Source organism: Vibrio sp. Y29_XK_CS5 (assembly GCF_024181835.1).
GTDB classification, from domain to species: Bacteria; Pseudomonadota; Gammaproteobacteria; order Enterobacterales; family Vibrionaceae; genus Vibrio; species Vibrio harveyi.
Genome location: NZ_JAMZAM010000004.1, coordinates 310355 through 329738 on the forward strand (window position 1 = coordinate 310355; position 19384 = coordinate 329738).

A 19384-nucleotide genomic window follows, 5' to 3' on the forward strand; every position below is an offset into this window, starting at 1 on the left:
CTAAGCGCCTGCCATAACGCTGTTTTGTATCAATGCAAAACCAAAAATCAACAGTCCAAATGCTTGGCAACCTGCCCTAATGCGTATGTAGATTTCTTCGTTATCTCGCTTATCGAAATGGTCGATGATTTCTACCAAACAGTAAATACAGCCAAGTATAAAGGCAGCAAAAGCGATGTATATGGCATCACCGTGTAGCGTTACCTCTGTACGCCTTCCTAAAAACACATATAACTCGCCGGAATAGATGCCATAAGCGCCATACACTACCAGAAAGACGCCGACTACTAAGTTGAGGACTAACTTATGTTTAGGGAACGAGTTAGGAACATGTTTTTCTCCCGCTTTTCTATTTTTCTGTATGAAAAAATCAGTAAACATAGTTATTCCTAAATTAAGTTGGAACGTAAGTGGTATCGCGACGTCAATCGTTGATTAAATTGCCACATTACACATTTCTAGGGAGGTCTGTGGAGAACGATGACAATCTAAGAGCGAAACCTTTCATTTCCCTCTCTCTTAAACGCCACTATGTACCTAAACACTCTAAACCTTGTTGCGTAGCGCATATTATTGAACACAAAAAAGAATATCTACTCGCAATTCATTCTTTTGGGCTATAGATTCAATTTCAACGTTTATGTTTATAAAATATTTAAATGAAAATGAAAAACAATAACTTTAAGAAACTACGAACTGCATTACTTCTTACGCTTACCACTTCAATGATGGGTTGTTCTTCTTTGGATACTCACCTTGTTGGAGGGTATGGAGCGCCGTTTTCAGGAACAACACTGGCAGTCGCGTCCCAACCTTGCGCTTTTAGAAACGACTCGGTGGTCGACTATGTCTTTTACCCTTTGACTTTCATCGACATCCCGCTCTCTTTAGCAGCAGATGTCGTCTTTCTTCCGGTTGATTTAGCAATGGTGTTTACGCCAACGACGGACTATCGATTTGCATTAACACAAGGCTGTGGCACACATAGCATGATCTAAAGTTTGTTGTTAACTCGACAGCTAGCATTTTTATAAAAGCCCTACACATAAGGAACCAGACGCAGATAAACATGTCTATTAATGCGGTTCATTAATCAGGTAAATTTATGTGTGTTAAGTTAACAAAAATGGTTCTCCCTTTTCTATTGCTGCCGGGAGCGCCCGTTTACAGCGCAGAAACAACCAACGTTACACTTGTGGGTGACTCGATTCACTACACCGGTACATTAACCTCCGAAGCAAACGACGCTGTTGTGGAAATCTATGCTGATGCGGCAGTGAAACCAACCACTCTTGTGATCTCAAGTGACGGCGGTGATGTGGAGCTGGGAATGGCCTTAGGTGAATGGGTTTTTGCAAATAAAATAGATATTGAAGTCAACGACTATTGCCTTTCCTCTTGTGCAAACTATGTATTTACCGCAGGCAAAAACAAATATATATCAAACAAAGCAATTATCGGTTTTCACGGAGGCTTAAGCAGTCAGGAGTTTGATACCTCAGATATTGAGGCTTCATTTAAGGACTTACCCAAAAGACAAAGGGAAGAAGAAATTCAAAAAGTCTTACATGAAATGCAAACGTATATTGGCAAAACTAAGGAAAAAGAAGATTCGTTCTTCAAAAAAATCAAAGTAAAACAAGAAATAACAACCCTTGGTCAATCTCCCCGCTACGATAGTTTTTCCGATTCGGATTACTCCGGTTGGACCTATAACCCAAACGATTATTCGAAACTTGGAGTGAAAAACGTTTTTGTTAAACAGCCACCTTGGGAACTCGAACAACTCAAAAAATTTGGAAAAGTTTTTATAGTCGAAGTCGAATAAACTTCTCGCTAAAGCCCTGAAAAATAGCACCGGGAAAACCCGAGAATAAGAGATATCTAGGCTTGATAGTGCATTCAATCAAGCCTAGCTGCGAGATACGCTTCAAACCGCTATTGCTAGGTAGAAATAATCTGTCTCAGCTTACGTTCTTGTCTTAGTGCTTCAAACCAAAAACCACCACAAGTCAACGCGATTCCAAACAAAAACATACCGAGTGGTATGAGCAAAGGTAAGCTAAAAGTATCAACACTCAGAAGAATGTAAATACCGGCACCTCCGGTAACGGCAAGCCAGAACAGCATAAAACCCATCACAAACAAGTTTAACCGCATGGAGACGCTCACCCGAGTACCATCTTTATTCGCCTCTACCTTTCCCTTCATGACAGGTAAAAATGAATTTCTGTAACGAATGTTTCCCACAAGATCGAAGCCCGTTTCGTCTACCTTTCCACAAAATGCTGAAGAGGAACTAGGCTTGAAAAAAGCTCGTTCTGATGTGTTTTCTTGTATTCGCTTTAAAACTTCAGGTGCAGACAAGAACGTATCGATTTGAAACCTATTATAGGGAATTAACTTCATAATGATCTCTATATTGAACATATACCCAAGTGACTTCAAGATGCTGGATTCAGAGCGTTGTCATTGATTCGAGTGCAAGGAAAACAACGAAGCGGAATAGCACGCTCTTTCCAAGTTGTTTGACGTAGCAATCGGGTCAATGACACGCTCCCAGAGGGCCCTCTTTGCAAATAGTAAGGGCCTTTGTTTGTATACTTTGTTGCCGATTCTTGATTTAGACCCACTAAGCCTTCAAATCGCCGCCGCGTCTACAAACCAAGTCATTCTCACTGACCCAAGCATCTCGAGGTTACTTGGGTATTTCATTCAAAACTACTCAAAAATGCCACACGTTGCGAATCAACATTAAAAAACTGTATCCGTTCAAACCTGAGAAATAACGGTTTACTACCCTTATCACATTGAAATAATTGATAATTTCCAGATTTATTATTGAATATTCCAATTGCCGCAAAATAAGTTTGAGCGATTGTGGAGGTAAACCGTTCACCTCCGCTTGACCTTTACCTTGGGTGAAGCCCTAGCCTTTCTTTATCAGGTAATGAGAAAGGGGATTTCTTATGGGCATGTGTCATCACAACGGTTCAGATGTTTCTGAAACCAAGCCAATTTGGCGAATACTACTCATCCTAAGTTCAATCGTTCTATTGCTCGTTTTGTTGTTTGGATAAAAGGCGGGATGGCATGTGAAAGTTGCGTACGTCAGGACACTCGATGAATCACGTACCTGAACATCGAATAGCGGAGAGCTGTGCTTTAGAGGGAAATTAGCGCGATTTGACAAATTTCAGGTAAAGAAAAGCCCACCTAAAAAGGTGGGCGCTTCTTTAAATTTGGTGGGTCCGGGCGAACTCGAATCGCCGACCCCTACCATGTCAAGGTAGTACTCTAACCAACTGAGCTACGGACCCAAATTTTATGTTCGGCATACTTTGGTTTTAGCATGGCTTTAAGGAGTGGTGGGTCCGGGCGAACTCGAATCGCCGACCCCTACCATGTCAAGGTAGTACTCTAACCAACTGAGCTACGGACCCATTCCTTAAGAACGAGAAGGATATTAGCTATATCCCATTGGGGGTGCAAGCATAAATTCACTAACTTTGAATCGTTTGGCGAAAATCTAAACTCAACACCCGTTTTCAGATGATTTTATCGTCAAGGCTCGACCTGAACGGTGTTAAAAGTGTGATCTACTTAACTTTTGTTGTTTGACCTAATTGTCGTAAGGCACTTCACTGAGCATCCAAATTTGCAAAACTTGCGATACGTTTGGACAATCACCAAACAAAATTTGGTATTTAGGCTCAAATGGTTCACCAATAAACGTCGTACGTATCAACTTGCCCGTTTTGAGATCCACTTGAGTACTGACTCGCCCTTTGAAATTTTGAAAAATCGCAAACTGCTCACTGTGGTAAACCATCTGTTCACGATAAAACAAGAAGTGATCCTGAGGTGTATCTGTTAATTGGCATTCAAGTGGTTTGAGTGACTGCTGTGCATGGCTACTGAACGTGAGCAGTAGTGCTGAAAGAATCCATCCATATCGCATAACGCTTCCCTATTCTTCTTTCTTTATCAAAGTATAGGAGCTACCAGAATGGATGCTGCGAAGTGCTCTTCTTTGTTCAACGGTAAAACAAAAAAGGCTTCAACTAATCCAGTTGAAGCCTCTCTCTATTTCACTATCTAGGGAACAAAATGCTTATTCGTCTTCGGTATCAAACACCACATTGTAGTTTTCTGTGTAGGTGCAGTTTGGTTGGCGACTACAAGTAAAGAAGCGTCGACCTTTAAACTCGCCTTGGCTTGCGGTTCTGATGATCATCGGACTGCCACACTTTTTGCAAAAGCGGATTTCTTTGTCCGGCTCAATCAGATCAATGTGTGCTGCCAATAAACGACGTAAACGCCCCACTTGGTAACTGTGTTTTACCGATGCACCAATCAAAGGAAGGTTCGCCGATTTACACACGTGCATCAGCAGTTTTTGGCGCTCGACTTTGCCTTTATGCAATTGCTGACCATTATCAAGCTCAATAATTACACGAGGTTCAAGCGTTCTAGGATCGCAGATAACGTAATCAAAGTAGCTGCGTGAAATTCGGTTACTGGCAATGAAGAACTGCTTCTTATTTTTGACTTCTTTTGGTGCGATCAGCGTCGCCATGTTTACTTTGGCAAACACCACTGCGTGATCACCAACCGCCGCTCTCAAGGCATTAAAAAACGCCCCTTCCTGCCCTTTTAATAGTGGACCTTTCGAACGGTATGGGAAGTCTCGCGTGTCATCGTTTTTGATCACGTACTTTTGAATGATAAAGAAGAAAACAACAAGAAGAACAACAATGATAAAGATGTTGGTCATAGATAAAGTGCGCCCAAAACAACTAGTTGCTCAAAGCCTAAATGGAAATTCTAACCAGAGCAACAAAACCGGTAAATTTTGCGGAGTGATAATAACAGCCGCAAAGCTTTTGAGCACGATTTACGTTAATCAAACAAGAACAAAAACGGGCTCCGTCAAGAGCCCGTTTGTTATTCGTTAAAATATAGAGAAAGTACTAGCTGTTCGCGTCGGGTTGGTTTTCTGGCATGGCATCAATAAACGCTGGCAGTTGATTACATGCTTCTACAATCGAGCTAATTAACGGATAAGGAGTCATATCCACCCCAAAACGTAATGCATTGTACACTTGAGGCACTAAGCAAATATCAACAACAGAGGGAGAGTCAGTCACACTGTAGATACAGTTTCCATGTTGTTGTCGATGCTGATTTAGCTTCTCTTCTAATGCCATAAAGCCTTGGTTAACCCAATGATGAATCCACTCAACTTTCGTCTCTTGATCACACGACATCTGCCCTTCTAGGTACTGCAACACGCGCAAGTTATTGAGTGGGTGGATCTCCATCGCGATATCCTGAGCCATAGCCAAAGCTTGGTAACGAAGTGGCGATGGTTCTGGAACTACTCGAACTTGCGGATATTGCTCATCGAGATACTGAATGATGGCAAGAGATTGGTTGAGTTGAATATCACCATCCACCAGCACTGGCACAAGCTCAGAGGCGTTTAACTCATGGTACTCCGCGCTATGCTGCTCGCCACCATTACGAACCAAGTGGACCGATTTAGACTCGTAACTCAAGGCTTTTAAGTTTAAACAAATGCGAACTCGATAAGCCGCAGAAGACCGCCAATAGCCATAGAGGGTGATGTTATCGCTCATACTTCCCTTACCTCTCACTCTCAGTGTTTTAGGTATTGGCTGACTTGCTGATCAATCGCACCAAAGATCGAGTTGCCATCTGCGTCAAACATCTCTAGCTTGATTGAGTCACCAAACGACATAAAGCTCGTCGACGGTTTGCCATCACGAATGGTTTCAATCATGCGCACTTCTGCAATACATGAGTAGCCTACGCCACCCTCTTCGATAGAGGTTCCGTGCTCCGTGCCTTGTTTGTTCGATACTGTACCCGAGCCAATGATTGCACCTGCAGAAAGTGGACGTGTTTTGCTGGCATGGACAATCAAGTCAGCGAAATCAAACGTCATATCTATGCCTGCATTCGGGCAACCAAATGGGGCATTGTTGTAGGTTGAAACAAGCGGCAGATGCACTTTGTTCTCATACCATGCTTCACCCAGCTCATCTGGCGTTACTGCAACAGGAGAAAACGCTGAAGACGGTTTTGATTGGAAGAAGCCAAAACCTTTTGCCAGCTCTGCCGGAATCAAACCACGCAACGATACATCGTTAACTAGCATGATAAGACGAATTGAATCTTGTGCTTCTGCAATGCTTGCTCCCATCGGCACGTCACCGGTGATCACGGCAACTTCACCTTCGAAGTCAATGCCCCACTCGTCGCTGGCAAATTCGATGTTGTCGCAAGGACCAATAAATGCGTCAGAACCACCTTGATACATCAAAGGGTCGGTCCAGAAGCTTTCTGGCATTTCCGCACCGCGCGCTTTACGCACTAATTCGACGTGATTGACGTAAGCACTGCCATCCGCCCATTGATAGGCGCGAGGCAATGGTGACTCTAGATAGTGGGATTCAAACGCTTCACTTCCTGACACCGAACCATTGTTTAGCGCGTTATAAAGCTCTTCCAATTGTGGAGCGACTTTATTCCAGTTATCCAATGCCACTTGCATGGTTGGTGCTAGATGCATCGCGTGGAAAATTTCGGTTGCCGGAACGCATTGTTTCAAGTCTTTGCTCACGACCATCAACAGACCATCGCGTGTGCCATTTTTCTTGGTTGCTAATTTCATCCTTGCCCCTTACTTCTCTTGCCAGCTATAGACGTATTCTTTGTTTTCAACCTTATCGAGCTCGTCAGAAAACTCTAGCGCGTGGCGTGTATCAATCATCACTGCCACTTCATCGGTAAACTTCTTCTTATATTCCTGACCCGCTTTGAACGCTTTCGGGTGAGGACCGTGGGTAAAGCCTGCCGGATGGAAAGTCACCATGCCTGCTTCGATGTTGTCACGGCTGAAGAAATCCCCTGCGTGGTAGAACAAGACTTCGTCATAATCGTCATTGTTATGATAGAACGGCACCTTCAGAGCACCAGGGTCGCTTTCGATTGGACGTGGCACAAACGTACATACCACGAATCCAGCACCAACAAATGTCGTGTGGGCAGAAGGCGGTAAGTGATAGCGATGCGACATCAAAGGTCGAATATCACGCCAGTTCACTTTCACCACTGCCAAGTCACCGTGCCAACCAATCGCATCAAGCGGGTTGAATGGGTAAGTAATCACACTGACTTTGTCATGGCGCTTCACATGAACTTGGGTTTGCTCTTCTGAGTATTGCGCGCGGAATTCGTCATTAATTGACGGCGTTTCCAGAACCGCCGGGTCAAATACAGCATGATTACCCACCATGCCTTTTTCTGGCAAAGAATAAGCGGCATCGGTGTTTTCAATCAACAGAACAAACATTGGCTCACTTGGTTCTAATCGCCAACTGGTTGAGCGTGGAATCATTACGTAATCACCTTCGCTCACTTTGAGATGACCATAGTCGCAATAAAGATCTGCCGTGCCTTGATGGATGAACAACAGCTCATCGCCATCGGCGTTACGCACCAAGAAGTCCATCTTCTCATCCATACGCCATACACGGATCTTACAGTTGGCGTTGTGTAGAAGATGCGGCACTGCCCAAGGCGAAATCTGACTCGCCGTTTCGACTAGGTTGAAATCGAAAGCTCGCGGGCGTAAATCGCCTTCCCACTCAGACCAACCTGTCGGTGCGTGTTGATGATGAAAGTGTGCCGCAGGACCGAAGAATCCACTTCGACCTGCTTCACGTTCGTAAATTGCCTCTTCCGGGAAATCAGCATGTGCTTGCTTGGAGCACACTCCCTCCCGATGAGGGAATGTGATCCATTTATGCATCGCTTAGTACTCCTCGGCGGATTTGGTCTTCTTCAATCGATTCAAACAAGGCTTTGAAGTTACCCTCGCCAAAGCCCTCGTTGCCTTTACGTTGAATGATTTCAAAGAACACCGGACCAATAACGGTCTGGGTGAAGATTTGCAGCAAGATGCCATCTTTCGTTGGCGCACCATCAATCAGGACTTGTAGATCACGCAGTTTGCTTACGTCTTCGCCGTGCCCTTTCACACGCTCGTCGACTTTCTCGTAGTACGTATCTGGTGTCGGCATAAAGTCCATGCCACGATCACGCAGTGTTTGAACGGTTTGGTAGATGTCATCGGTGGTCATCGCGATGTGCTGAATACCTTCACCGTTGTACTCACGGATAAACTCTTCAATCTGGGATTTGTCGTCAGAAGACTCATTGATTGGAATGCGGATCTTGCCACACGGCGCGGTCATTGCGCGGCTAACAAGCCCTGTCAGCTTACCTTCAATGTCAAAATAACGAATCTCGCGGAAGTTACCAATGCGCTCGTAGAATCCAGACCACACGTCCATGTTGCCTTGCTTCACGTTATGGGTCAGATGGTCGATTTCGTACATACCAACGTCCGCTTTCGCTAGGCGCTCGTCTGCATCGTCATAGAAACGGAAGTCAACATCGTAAATGCTCTGTTTGCCGTAACGATCCACGAAGTACAGAAGACTCTCACCAATGCCGTAAATCGCCGGAATACTCAGCTCCATCGGACCGATTTCTGTTTTGTACTCTTCACCGCCGTTATCCAGCGCTTGCTTGAGTGCTACGTTCGCGTCTTTCACACGAAATGCCATGCCACAAACGGAAGGACCGTGAACTTTAGCAAAGCCTTCTGCCTGACTGTGCGGCTGAGCATTAACGATAAAGCTGATGTCACCTTGTCGGTACAGCCAAGCCTCTTTAGAACGGTGTTTTGCGATCTCTGCAAAACCCAACGAAACAAACAGCGCTTTCAGTTGTTCGATACCTTCGCTATCCGCCGCTGTGTATTCCACAAATTCGAATCCATCCGTGCCTAATGGGTTGTAGGTGTCCACCATGACTTTCTCCTTATGTCATTGTTGTGTTTGAACATGCGTTCTCGTTCGATATTTCTAACTTGGCGCAGGAGGAGAAAAATTGGAATACACGAATGGAAATCTGACTTTACGCAGTTTTAGTCATTGATTGTAAAATTTATGTTACAGCAAATTTGAACATCGCAAACGTTTACGGCAACCATAAGGAAAGCACGTTATATCAATGTATTATCATATCTCTCATCAATTTACACACTCCATCCAAATGTAAATAGTTTGTTACCATGGCTAAATTTATGGGCAGTAACGCGCATTTATCATGCAAACAACGTCAATATTAGTTTGTTTATATGGAATGGCAGACGATAAGTGTTAGTATGATTTTTTAATCACAATACTGGCAATAGTTATGGCACGCCGAACACACGAAGATACCCAGATCACCATCAACACCATTCTCGATGTGGCAACAGAGCAGTTGATCACGCTTGGTTACGAGAAAATGTCTTACACAACGTTGAGTGAACAAACAGGTATATCGAGGACGGGGATAAGCCACCACTTTGCAAAGAAAGCCGACATCCCGCGTGCCCTGCAAGGTAGACTACTTAAGATGATGATGGATAAACTCGACCTCTCTAACAACGAAGTCGCTTTTATCCAAAGTTGGAAAACTCGCTTAGAAGACGCCGAGTTCATGGCGATTTGGCGTTTGGCATTCTTGATGACAGTTTGTGAACATCACACACCTTATCTCTGTGACTTCCAAAGTCAGGTAGAAGCGGTTACCTCTTTTAAGCTAAGCAAAGACAGTCAACGCACTATTGAATGGCTGATCGGATTAACCCTATTGACTCTTCACAGTGACAAATAGAAAAGAATCATCAAAAAAGCCGAGCACCCTGCCCGGCTTTCTTGTTTTTGTTTTTTTAGTTATCAAGAATAATCCGTTAATAGAATTCTAATTAAAGCGACCGAACCCTTTGCAGAGTTCGGTCTATCCAGAAAGGCAGTGCGAGAGGACATGAATAAACAGAGATTGTATTAATCCACATTTGTGATATTGCTTCAATAAATAGACGGTAAATTACAATCCACTCTACAGATATATTGGTAACTTTTCATCAGTTACAAAAATAGCTCGACTCTGTACATAAATGCAGCATCAATTCTGTTGAATCATAGACTTTCCATCTCTCATTAAATTCGTCAAAAGCTCATACTATACCCAAGTAACCTCGAGATGCTTGGTTCAGCGAGAATGACTTGGTTTGTAGACACGGCGGCGATTTGAAGGCTTCGTGGGTCTAAACATTGATTGACTAAGTAAACTCGCTTTTAACTCGCTTTCGCATATTTCTACATTCATTGTGTACTTTCGTGACCGCCGCATCAGATCCGGTAATTAGCAGGTCAGAATAATGTCAGGCAGAGGCGTTTTTTGATTCAAGACAGCTTTCACTCGGATTAGCTGTGTAATAAGAGGTGTTCTGTTCCCTTTCGGGCTCGCACTCTATACCGCTGCGGTCTCGACCAAGAAAGAAAGAGACATCCAAATGACACAAATTAATCAAGAACGTCTAGTTGAACATTTCTGCCAACTGGTTCGCATCGACAGCGAATCTATGAATGAAAAACAAATTGCAGAAACTCTGGCTGAGCAACTGGGCGAACTAGGCTTTACGGTTCACAAACTACCAGTACCAGAACACATTTCTAACGGCTTCAACGTGTACGCACGTCTAGAAGGCAAGAAAGAAGGCTCTATCCTAATGAGCTGCCACATGGATACAGTAACGCCTGGTATCGGCATTGAGCCGATCATCGAAGATGGCATCATTCGCTCTAAAGGCAATACGATCCTTGGTGGTGACGACAAATCAGGCATCGCAGCAATTATGGAAGCGGTTCGCTGCATCCAAGCCGAAAACCTAGAGCACAAAACGTTAGAGCTTGCTTTCACTGTGCATGAAGAAGGCGGTCTGTTCGGCTCTGAGTACTTCGACATGACACACGTAACGTCTAAAGAAGCGATCGTACTGGATACAGGCGGTCCTATCGGCACTATCGTGACTGCGGCACCTGGTCAGCAAAAAATCGTTGCGACAATCAAAGGTCGCCCAGCACACGCGGGTCTAGCACCTGAAGAAGGCATCAGTGCAATCATGGTAGCGGCAGATGCAATCAACCAGATGAAGCTGCTTCGTATCGACGAAGAAACCACCGCAAACATCGGTATGGTAAACGGCGGTCAAGCGACAAACATCGTGATGCCGGAACTAAAAATCGTTGCTGAAGCACGCTCTCTAAACGGTGAGAAGCTAGAAGCGCAAGTGAACCATATGATCTCTACCTTCGAGTCAGTATGTGAAAAACACGGCGCAGAAGTTGAAATCGAATCAAGCCGCGCATACGACGCATTTGTTATCGAAGAAGACAATGCTCACGTATCAGCAATCAAAGCGGCATTCGCTGACATGGGCATCGATGCATTTACAAAAGGCACTGGTGGCGGTAGCGACGCAAACAACTTCAACAAGAAAGGTCTAACAACGGTAAACCTTTCTACTGGTATGGCGAAAGTACACACCACTGAAGAATTCATTGCCGTTGACGACATGGTAAAAATCACTGAGTTCGTTAAGCACTTCCTAGTGAAATAATCTAGAGAATAGAGCGCAACTTACGCTGAATGTGAAACGCTAATGCAGATCCCCTTCTTGCTTCGTGCATGAAGGGGATTTTTCGTTTCTATCCGCTTTATTCTCCTCACTCTCTTCATTCTCTTTGACCTGCCTTCTTGACTGATAACCTGACTGTGCCAAGTCGGTATAAATTCATGGATTGAAATTCTATTGGCTCACTTTTTGAGACCAAAAAGCTCAGCTTTCAACACCCTGTTACAGGTATGTTAAAACTCGATTGTCTGAACAATTTATACAATATACATTCAACTCACCTTCAAGGATGAATCGAGTGAGGAAAGGATGAAACTACCCAAGCTACTTTTGTTGGCATCTATCATGAGCCCAATGTTTGCCGCTCCGACTTACGCCGTGCCGTACCCATCGGGCGTGACACTCGCCGAAGCACAAGAGATCACGCTTAATAACGGTGCAGAAGTGACGTCTATCGATCCGGCGAAGCAAGCAGCTGAGCCCGCATTTAACCTTGGTCGAGACTTGTTCGAAGGGTTAACCATTCAAGACAAACAAGGAAAAACCATTCCCGGCGTTGCGAAATCTTGGTCGGTGAACGACAACAATACGGTCTACACCTTTCAGCTTCGTGATGCAAAATGGTCGAATGGTGACAATGTCACTGCACAAGACTTTGTCTACAGTTGGCAGCGCCTACTCGACCCCAATACGGCTTCCCCTTACGCTTGGTTTGCCGCGATTCCAAACATCCAAAACTCACAAGCGATTATGAAAGGCGAAGCAACACCGCAAACACTTGGCGTAAAAGCACTGGACGAAAAAACCTTCCAAGTGACGCTTGAAAAGCCAATTCCATTTTTTATCAAGCTGCTTAGTCATCCGGTTCTTGCTCCAGTGCATCAAGCCACGGTTGAAAAATACGGCAGCAACTGGACGCAACCAAAACACATTGTTACTAATGGCGCGTTTACCGTTTCTGAGTGGAAGGTAAACGAAAAAATGGTGATGGTGAAAAATCCATATTATTGGGACGCAAGCAACGTCGTGTTGGATAAAATCACGTGGCTGCCGATTGGTGATGCCAATGTTGTGCTCAATCGCTATTTAGCGGGGGAAATAGACCAAGTGATGTCGATTCCTTCTGCGCAAAAGAAAAAGCTGATCACCAAGCTGCCACAAGAAGTCGCAGACACCAGTGCGTCACTTGGCTCGACGTTTTATTACCTCAACACCCAGCAGGGGCCAACCAAAGACCTGCGTGTTCGACAAGCCCTATCCTATGCCATTGATCGCAAGATCTTAACCGATGCGATCTTAAGAAACGGAGGTATCCCAATGTTTACCTTGGTGCCGCCACAAACCGATGGCTTTCAATCACACACCCCAGAATACGCGACATGGACAACAAATCAGCGTATCGACAAAGCCAAACGCTTATTGGCACAAGCTGGCTATAACAAAGCGAATCCACTCAAACTCACTTTCACTGTTCCTACCTTCTCTAAAGACGTGAAAATGGCAACAGCAATGGCAGGCATGTGGAAAAGCCGCTTAGGCGCGCAAATCACCATTAAACAACTCGAGCCTAAAGTGTTCTACGCATTAAAAGAGCCAACTGAAATCACTCGTGGCGGCTGGACCGCAGACTACAACGAAGCTTCAACATGGCTCGATATCTTCGTCTCCAATGGCGAGTACAACGATTCACGCTACAACAACCCCAAATATGATGAGTTGATGTCGCGTTCTAAAACCATGAATGATCCCTCAAAGCTGTATCTACAAGCAGAAAGCATGCTGATTGAAGATATGGCGATTATCCCGGTTTACCGTCCAGGCAACGATCAATATTTGATCAAGCCTTATGTTGGTGGCTACGAGCGTACTAACCCCGAGTCCTCGTACTACCGCAAGAATGTCTATGTGAAAGTCCACTAATGGCATGCTTTCGGCCTGAGTCGGCTCGGTAACACGCACTGACATTGCGAGTACATGGCATATCGTGTCGAACTTCTCTTCTCTCGGTGATGAGCTCAGGCCAATTTTTTTCTCTTTCTCGACGTGACGACATGTGACGTCGAATGACCAAAGGATGATGGATCATGATTTGGTACATTCTCAAACGATTAGCCATCGCGATTCCGACGTTGTTGTTTATCGCTTTGGTCTCTTTTTGGTTGATGCATATCGCACCCGGTGGACCGTTTGACATGGAGCGTCCTATGCCGGAAGTGGTTCGCGCTAACATCGAAGCCAAATTTCACCTCGACGAACCATTTTTGGTTCAGTTCTGGATTTATATTACCAACTTCGCTCAAGGCGATTTAGGACCAAGCTTTGTCTATCAAGACTTTACGGTGACTCAGTTGGTCGCTCAATCTTGGCCGGTCTCTGCCCTACTTGGCGTTCTGTCTTTTTGTATCTCCGTACCACTTGGTATGTTGCTCGGCACCATTGCTGCGTTAAAACGCAATAGCCGCTTAGATTACGGGTTGATGACCCTTTCTATGACGGGTGTTGTTGTGCCTGCTTTCGTCCTCGCGCCAATATTGGTGACGATATTTGCGATTCATTTAGGTTGGCTGCCTGCCGGTGGTTGGGAAGGAGGACAACTCGCTTTTCTCGTACTACCAGTGCTAAGCCTTGCGATTGGCTCTATCGCCAGTATTGCTCGTGTTATGCGCGGCGCCATGATTGAAACACTGAATCAACCTTATATTCGTACTGCAAAAGCCAAAGGGTTATCGACTGCATACATCTTGTTCCACCATGCACTGCGACCGTCATTGATCCCCGTCGTCGCCATGCTGGGTCCAGCTTTTGTCTCGGTTGTCACAGGCTCGGTCATCATCGATATCTTTTTTGGTACTGGCGGTATGGGTCAACACTTTGTCTCCGGCGCACTGAATCGCGATTACGGCTTAGTCATGGGTATTACTCTCATCGTTGCTTCACTGACGATCTTTTTCAATCTTGTGGTCGACTTGCTCTACACCGTTATCGACCCGCGTATCCGAGTTTAGGAGCCGAGCATGTTATCGATTAAAAAGCTGGATACTCAATCCTTACAAGACCGAGTTGTTCACAATATCGAAGCCGTAGAAGGTCGCAGTCTATGGCAAGACGCGTGGACTCGCTTTCGCAAAAATCGCGCGGCAATGACCTCCGTTTACGTGCTCGCGTTCATCATCTTGTGTATCACCTTTGGTCCTTCACTTGCTGCCTTTGGACATGATGAGATTGATTGGAACATCCTTGCTGACCCGTACGAGTTAGGGAAACCCTCTTTGAGCAGCGGGCACTATTTTGGTACCGACGATCTAGGACAAGACCTATTTGCCCGTACGATGCAAGGTGGTCGCCTGTCGATTTTGGTTGGCTTTGTTGGTGCCTTGGTTGCCGTTGTGATTGGCACTATTTGGGGCAGTATTTCCGGCTATCTTGGTGGTGTGGTAGACAGCGTAATGATGCGCATCATCGAAGTGCTCGACTCAGTGCCATTTATGTTCATGGTCATCCTGTTCGTGACCTTATTTGGCAACAACATCTATCTGATCTTTATCGTGATTGGCATGGTGTCGTGGCTGGGTATTGCCCGAGTGGTAAGGGGCGTAACCTTCGGTATCAAAAAGCGCGAATTTATTGAAGCAGCGCATTCTATCGGCGTATCTAAATTCACCATTGTGCGTCGTCATGTGCTGCCAAACGTGCTTGGGATCGTGATGGTCTACTCCTCCTTAATGGTGCCCGGCTTCATCATGTTTGAATCCTTCTTGAGCTTCTTAGGCTTAGGTGTTCAACCGCCAGACACCAGTTGGGGAATCTTGATTTCAGAAGGCGCAAAAACCATCGACGTGGCATTGTGGATGCTACTTTTCCCATCGCTGTTTTTGGTCGCAACCCTGTTTTGTTTTAACTTCATCGGCGATGGCTTACGCGACGCCCTTGACCCGAAAGATCGATAAGGACTTCCCATGCTATCAATTGAAAACATGAACGTGCGCTTCGATACGCCAGACGGACAAGTGCAAGCGGTCAGCAACCTCTCCTACGCGATTCAAGCGGGAGAAACGCTAGGCATCGTTGGCGAGTCCGGCTCAGGCAAAAGCCAATCGGTGTTTGCGCTAATGGGGCTAACAGCTGATAACGGTAACGTCTCGGGCGAGGCGCGTTTTCATGGCGAGAACTTACTCGCGATGTCGAAGAAGCAACTAAACCGCATTCGCGCAGAGAAAATCGGCATGATCTTTCAAGATCCGATGACCTCTCTTAACCCATTTATGAAGATTGGCAAACAGCTCAGTGAAGTGCTGATGGTGCACAAAGGAATGAGCCGAAAACAAGCCATTGCAGAATCCATTCAGATGCTAGATGCAGTGCGGATTCCTTCTCCGGAAACCCGCATGAACCAATATCCACACGAGCTTTCTGGCGGCATGCGCCAACGTGTGATGATTGCCATGGCGTTGCTGTGTAAACCGGAACTGCTTATTGCCGATGAGCCCACAACCGCCCTCGACGTGACAGTACAAGCGCAAATCCTGACGCTATTGCGTGAGTTACAACAGGAGTTCAACACTGCCATCTTGCTCATCACTCACGATATGGGCGTGGTCGCTGAAATGTGTGACCGAGTTTTAGTCATGTACGGCGGACAGAAAATGGAACAAGCCGATACGGACACGTTATTCACCCAGCCAGCTCACCCGTATACTCGAGGGCTTCTAAAGGCGATCCCATCGATTACCGAAGACATGCCTCGTTTGCCAACCATTGCCGGTAACCCACCGAGCGCCCTGATCAATCACAAGGGCTGCCCGTTTAGAGAACGCTGTGACTATCGTGAACCACGTTGCCAAACACAAACACCTCGGTTCGCTCCCCTTAACGGACGCCAATCCATCGCCTGTCATGTAAAAGCGCAAGGCAGTATTTCTCTTATTCATCAATCGGCTTAAGGAAACGTTATGACCCAGCAAGAAGTGTTATTGTCTGCCCGCGACCTGAAAGTCCACTTTCCAGTATCGCGCCATATCATTCCTAGTCAAAGAAAGATCGTCAAAGCGGTGAATGGCATTGACTTAGATGTGTACCGAGGCGAAACCCTTGGCATTGTCGGCGAATCCGGCTGCGGCAAATCCACATTGGCGCGCGCCCTACTTCGTTTGGTTGAACCGACACACGGCGCCCTGACATGGAAAGGTGAGGATATGCGTGGCTTTGGCAAAAACGCACTCGCCCTTCGTCGTCGCGAATTCCAGATGATATTTCAAGACCCATCAGCCAGCTTAAACCCGCGCTTAACCATTTCAGAATGCATTGCCGAACCACTACTAACGCACGAACCAAGGTTGAAACGCGCCGAAGTCGAAAAACGAGTCATCGCCATGATGGACAAAGTAGGACTGCTCGCAAGCCAGCGTAACCGCTATCCGCATGAGTTTTCTGGTGGTCAGTGTCAACGTGTCGGCATCGCACGTGCGTTGATTCTTAATCCCGACTTGGTGGTGTGTGATGAACCCGTGAGCGCACTTGATGTGTCCATTCAGGCGCAAGTGATCAATCTACTCGATGACCTCAAACAAGAAATGGGACTGACACTGGTAATGATTGCCCACGACCTCAGCGTGGTACGTCATATTAGTGATCGTGTAATGGTGATGTATCTGGGTAAGCCGATGGAAGTCGGACGTTACGACCAAGTATTTGATGATGCGCAGCACCCTTATACCAAAGCGCTGCTTTCTGCTGTGCCAATCGCCAACCCTCAATTAGCACGCAACCGCGAGATCCAATTGCTGCCCGGCGATCTCCCTTCCCCGCTCAGCCCTCCGAGCGGTTGCGTCTTTCGAACCCGATGCCCAGAAGCGACCCAACTCTGCGGACAGCAAAGCCCTGCAAAAATCGGCTCTGAGCAACATCATATCTATTGTTCAAACATGATTTCAGGAAGTCTTTCATGAATACAACAAACTCGGTAAATCAACGCCTTTCATCGCTGCGAGATGCGATGGCAACTTATAACGTTGCAGCCTACATCGTAACAAACAACGATCCTCACAATAGCGAATACTCTGCGGATCATTGGGCTGGTCGAACATGGATTTCTGGTTTTACCGGCTCGGCAGGTAACGTTGTTATCACTACTCAGGGCGGTGGATTATGGACCGATGGTCGTTACTACATTCAAGCTGAAGAACAGCTTCATGGTACTGGGCTCAACCTATTTAAGGCGCGTCAGCCAGAGACGCCAAGCATTCCAAAATGGTTAGCCAGCACGTTAGAAGCCAACAGTACCATCGCGGTAGATGGACGCTCTATCAGCTATGCATTTTACCAAGAACTCAAACAAGCGCTTGAGCCTAAAAACATCCAGATTATCCTCGACCTCGACTTACTGACACCAATCTGGCATGACCGTCCTAGCAGACCAGCTGAAAAGATCTTTGAGCACCCTGTCGCCTTTGCCGGCATAGACACTAGGCAAAAGCTGACAGACCTTCGTTCTTGGCTTGGCGACAACCACGTTGACAGTTTATTGGTGTCCACGTTAGACGATGTAATGTGGACACTAAATATTCGCGGCGCAGATACTCCTTACTGCCCAGTATCTGAAGCGTATCTTGTTGTGGAGCAAACGCGCGCTACCGCATTTATCGACAAAGCGAAGTTACCAGCTGAGATAGAAAAACAACTCAACGAGCAAGGTGTCAGCGTTCGTCATTACGACTACGTGAGCCAATATTTGAATCAGCAATGTGAAGGGCTTTCTCTTGCGTTTAACCCAAGCTACACCGACAGTTTATTGGTCAGTGCAATTGAGCAAAACGTTTCACTAAAGCCAATGGCTTGCCCGGTCACCGACATGAAAGCCAGCAAAAACCCGACCGAGCTAGCCAATCTCGAACAATCATTGAAGGACGATGGTGTGGCAGTTGTCAGGTTCATGAGTTGGTTAGAAGACCAAGTCCCAAGTGGGCTTGTTACTGAATTGTCTGCTGAGGCGCAGTTAAAAAGTTATCGTCGTCAAACTCGCCATTATGTGAGCGACAGTTTTCGCACCATCGCAGGCTTTGCTGCCCATGGTGCCAAAATGCACTACGCCGCTGATGAAGAAAGCAATGCCGTCATCAACGAGACCAACTTCTTTCTTGTCGACTCTGGCGGTCAATACCTTGGCGGCACTACAGATATCACCCGTACTTTCCATTTCGGGTCACCGACCATTAAACAGCGCAAAGATTACACCTTAGTGCTCAAAGCGGTCATCCGACTGACTCAGACTCGATTTATGAAAGGCTCTACGGGTGCCAATCTCGACATCATGGCTCGCGGTGTGTTGTGGCAGCATGGTATCGATTATAAATGCGGCACGGGACATGGCGTTGGTATTTGCTTAAATGTTCATGAGGGTCCACAAAACTTTTCGCAAAGCCATCGCGAAGTGGAACTGAAACCAGGCATGGTGATCACCAACGAGCCGGGCGTGTATCGCGAAGGTGAATACGGCGTTCGTATCGAGAACATCATGAAAGTCGTAGAAGTCGAGCAAAACGAATTTGGCACATTTTACGGTTTTGAGACCATTACCCTCGCCCCAATTGCCACCAGCATGCTCGATGTCGCCTTACTTAGCCAAGACGAAGTGGATTGGTTAAACCACTATCACACCCAGGTTTACAAAGCGCTCAGCCCATCATTAGATGCGCATGACAAAACTTGGTTACAAGGTGCAACCCAGATGGTTGAAAAATAGCGTTTTATCTATCTCCAATTTCATTTTCATTTCAAACTCTTGTTAATTTCAAATAACTTAGTTTGATTGCCAGTCCTCGGGCT

At 46.0% G+C, this 19384-nt stretch carries 18 protein-coding genes and 2 tRNA genes; 10 read left to right on the forward strand and 10 right to left on the reverse strand.

The window, feature by feature from the left end:
- Entirely contained in the window at positions 1-381 is a 381-nt protein-coding gene (locus NL647_RS17625) for a hypothetical protein (RefSeq protein WP_017190266.1), read from the reverse strand.
- Between the two features lie 278 nt (positions 382-659).
- On the opposite strand from NL647_RS17625, the gene NL647_RS17630 reads away from it, so the two are divergent.
- Both NL647_RS17630 and NL647_RS17635 read left to right on the forward strand, forming a co-directional pair.
- Complete coding sequence (locus NL647_RS17630; protein WP_017190267.1) at positions 660-998, forward strand: YceK/YidQ family lipoprotein; 339 nt, start codon at positions 660-662, stop codon at positions 996-998.
- A 107-nt stretch (positions 999-1105) separates the two neighbouring features.
- Entirely contained in the window at positions 1106-1828 is a 723-nt protein-coding gene (locus NL647_RS17635) for a peptidase (protein ID WP_017190268.1), read from the forward strand.
- A gap of 116 nt (positions 1829-1944) precedes the next feature.
- Here the strand turns inward: NL647_RS17635 and NL647_RS17640 are convergent, their stop codons facing one another.
- The 9 genes from NL647_RS17640 to hppD all read right to left on the reverse strand — a co-directional run bounded on the left by NL647_RS17640 (position 1945) and on the right by hppD (position 8906).
- Positions 1945-2409 carry a hypothetical protein gene (locus NL647_RS17640; protein ID WP_253650464.1) on the reverse strand — a complete coding sequence of 155 codons (465 nt, stop codon included), beginning with the start codon at positions 2407-2409 and terminating at the stop codon, positions 1945-1947.
- Positions 2410-3243: 834 nt separating this feature from the next.
- A tRNA-Val gene (locus NL647_RS17645) sits at positions 3244-3320 on the reverse strand.
- Positions 3321-3366: 46 nt separating this feature from the next.
- A tRNA-Val gene (locus NL647_RS17650) sits at positions 3367-3443 on the reverse strand.
- Between the two features lie 179 nt (positions 3444-3622).
- Complete coding sequence (locus NL647_RS17655) at positions 3623-3961, reverse strand: hypothetical protein (RefSeq protein WP_009697431.1); 339 nt, start codon at positions 3959-3961, stop codon at positions 3623-3625.
- Between the two features lie 153 nt (positions 3962-4114).
- Complete coding sequence (locus NL647_RS17660; protein ID WP_009701558.1) at positions 4115-4777, reverse strand: DUF2726 domain-containing protein; 663 nt, start codon at positions 4775-4777, stop codon at positions 4115-4117.
- A 196-nt stretch (positions 4778-4973) separates the two neighbouring features.
- Positions 4974-5642, reverse strand: a complete 669-nt coding sequence (gene maiA / locus NL647_RS17665; protein WP_253650465.1) for a maleylacetoacetate isomerase — start codon at positions 5640-5642, stop codon at positions 4974-4976.
- Between the two features lie 20 nt (positions 5643-5662).
- Positions 5663-6700: a fumarylacetoacetate hydrolase family protein gene (locus tag NL647_RS17670; RefSeq protein ID WP_253650466.1), complete on the reverse strand. Its 1038-nt coding sequence runs from the start codon at positions 6698-6700 to the stop codon at positions 5663-5665.
- A 9-nt stretch (positions 6701-6709) separates the two neighbouring features.
- Complete coding sequence (locus NL647_RS17675; RefSeq protein WP_253650467.1) at positions 6710-7840, reverse strand: homogentisate 1,2-dioxygenase; 1131 nt, start codon at positions 7838-7840, stop codon at positions 6710-6712.
- On the reverse strand, positions 7833-8906 hold the full coding sequence (gene hppD, locus NL647_RS17680) for a 4-hydroxyphenylpyruvate dioxygenase (RefSeq protein ID WP_005445472.1): 1074 nt from the start codon (positions 8904-8906) through the stop codon (positions 7833-7835). Before hppD ends, NL647_RS17675 begins: the two co-directional genes overlap by 8 nt.
- 388 nt (positions 8907-9294) lie before the next feature.
- Here hppD and NL647_RS17685 point away from each other — a divergent pair, with 388 nt between their 5' ends.
- The 8 genes from NL647_RS17685 (at position 9295) to NL647_RS17720 (ending at position 19301) form a co-directional block, all read left to right on the forward strand.
- Complete coding sequence (locus NL647_RS17685) at positions 9295-9759, forward strand: TetR family transcriptional regulator (RefSeq protein WP_017818044.1); 465 nt, start codon at positions 9295-9297, stop codon at positions 9757-9759.
- Between the two features lie 682 nt (positions 9760-10441).
- Positions 10442-11548, forward strand: a complete 1107-nt coding sequence (locus NL647_RS17690) for a M20/M25/M40 family metallo-hydrolase (protein ID WP_005427839.1) — start codon at positions 10442-10444, stop codon at positions 11546-11548.
- Between the two features lie 324 nt (positions 11549-11872).
- Positions 11873-13483 (forward strand): peptide ABC transporter substrate-binding protein, encoded by a 1611-nt coding sequence (locus tag NL647_RS17695; protein WP_049535919.1) that lies wholly within the window; start codon positions 11873-11875, stop codon positions 13481-13483.
- A 164-nt stretch (positions 13484-13647) separates the two neighbouring features.
- On the forward strand, positions 13648-14568 hold the full coding sequence (gene oppB, locus NL647_RS17700; RefSeq protein WP_009705956.1) for an oligopeptide ABC transporter permease OppB: 921 nt from the start codon (positions 13648-13650) through the stop codon (positions 14566-14568).
- 9 nt (positions 14569-14577) lie between these two features.
- Positions 14578-15510 (forward strand): ABC transporter permease subunit, encoded by a 933-nt coding sequence (locus NL647_RS17705; protein WP_009697423.1) that lies wholly within the window; start codon positions 14578-14580, stop codon positions 15508-15510.
- Between the two features lie 9 nt (positions 15511-15519).
- Complete coding sequence (locus tag NL647_RS17710; protein ID WP_253650468.1) at positions 15520-16503, forward strand: ABC transporter ATP-binding protein; 984 nt, start codon at positions 15520-15522, stop codon at positions 16501-16503.
- 9 nt (positions 16504-16512) lie between these two features.
- Positions 16513-17508, forward strand: a complete 996-nt coding sequence (locus tag NL647_RS17715; protein WP_253650469.1) for an ABC transporter ATP-binding protein — start codon at positions 16513-16515, stop codon at positions 17506-17508.
- A complete protein-coding gene (locus NL647_RS17720) occupies positions 17505-19301 on the forward strand; it encodes an aminopeptidase P family protein (RefSeq protein ID WP_253650470.1) in 1797 nt (598 codons plus the stop codon). The genes NL647_RS17715 and NL647_RS17720 overlap by 4 nt, the downstream gene beginning before the upstream one ends.
- The last annotated feature ends 83 nt before the right edge of the window (positions 19302-19384 follow it).